Origin of the sequence: Salinispora mooreana, from assembly GCF_000379065.1 — a bacterium.
GTDB lineage: Bacteria > Actinomycetota > Actinomycetes > Mycobacteriales > Micromonosporaceae > Micromonospora > Micromonospora mooreana.
Map to the genome: position 1 here is coordinate 3,286,733 of NZ_KB900614.1, position 1,651 is coordinate 3,288,383.

Annotated in this window: 1 protein-coding gene; it reads right to left on the reverse strand. The window is 64.0% G+C overall.

The annotated features are described in order from the left end of the window. On the reverse strand, nucleotides 1-1,650 hold a 1,650-nt coding region (locus tag SALPAC6_RS30805; protein WP_317889030.1), incomplete at its 3' end, for a condensation domain-containing protein. Between the last annotated feature and the right edge of the window lies 1 nt (nucleotide 1,651).

Sequence of the window (1,651 nt, forward strand, 5' to 3'; positions counted from 1 at the left end):
CACCGACACCAACTGCACAACCCCATTCACCACACCACCATGAGTAACCTCCACACCCTTCGGCACACCCGTCGAACCAGACGTATACATCACATACGCCACATTCTCCGGACGCACCGACACCACCGGCACCGAAACCCGCCCAGCGAAATCAATCGACTCAAACCGCACCACCGAAACACCAGCCGGCAACCCAGCAGCACCGACCTCATCCGCCAGCACCACCACGGGATCCGCATCCGCCAGCACCGCCTCCACACGACCACTCAAATACCGCACATCCACCGGCACATAAGCAGCACCAGCACGCCACACACCCAGCAACGCCACCACCACATCCACCGAACGCGGCAACGCCACCGCCACCACCGACTCCGGACCCACACCCCGATCCAGCAACGCCCGCGCCACCGCCGCCGACCGCTCAGCAACATCCCGATACGACAGCGCCACACCACCGGCCACCACCGCAACCGCATCCGGCGACTCCGCCACCCGCGCAGCCACCAACTCCCACACCGAACCCGCCGGCAACGACACCGCCGGAGCGTTGAACTCCGACAACACCCGACGACGCTCACCAACCCCCAACAGATCCACCGCATGCACCGACACACCCGGATCGGTGATGATGTGTCGGAGGAGTTGGGTGTAGCGGTGGGCGAGGGTGGTTGCGGTGGTGGTGGTGATGTGGGGTTGCTGGTATTGAATGGAGAGTTGGAGGTGGGGGTCGGTGGAGGCGGTGAGGGTCACCGGATAGTGCGACCCCGCAAACGGGACGACCTCGGTAACGGAGAGGTCACTCCCCCGCGAGAAATTCTCGATTCCCGCCCGGTCGACGGGATACGACTCCACGACGACGAGGGTGTCGAAGAGGGTGGCTAGTCCGGTTGCTTGTTGGATGTCGGACAGGGGCTGGTGGTGGTGGTCGAGGAGATCACTTTGCTGGTGCTGCAGGTCGGTCAGGAGCTGACTGATGGTGTCACCGGGCCGGCAGCGGACCCTGACGGGAATGGTGTTGATGAACAGGCCGACCATGTCATCGACGCCGGGCAGGTCCGCGGGCCGGCCGGAAACAGTCGCACCGAAAACGACATCGTCCTGGCCGGTGAGAGCGGACAAGAGGACAGCCCAGGCGCCCTGGACAAGAGTGTTGACGGTGATACCGAGTTCCGCAGCCCGACGGGTAGCGGCCAATCCCTCCTCTCGGGTCAGGTCCAGAGGGATGCTGGCGGTAGCGGCCTCGGCGGCACCGGCCGTGATCGCTGGGTAGAGAATCGTGGGCTGCTCAAGGCCCGCCAGCGCCTGCTCCCAGGCCTGCATCGACCGCTGCTCGTCATGCCGATCCAGCCAGGAAAGAAAATCCTCGTAACTACTGGCCCGCGGCAGACCCGCGACATCACCAGAACTGTAGTAAAGACGCAGCAAGTCACGCACCAAAATCGGCAGCGACCAACCGTCAAACAACACATGATGAGCGGTCAGCACCAGATCAGCGTGCTGCTCATCGAGTGTCACCAAACCCAGACGCATCAGTGGCGGCCGGGCCGGATCGAAATGAGTCTCCCTGTCATCGGCCAGGAACCGCTCGACGACAGCCCCCCGATCCGACTCCGGCGAAGTCGACAGATCGAGATGCCGCCACGGCAGC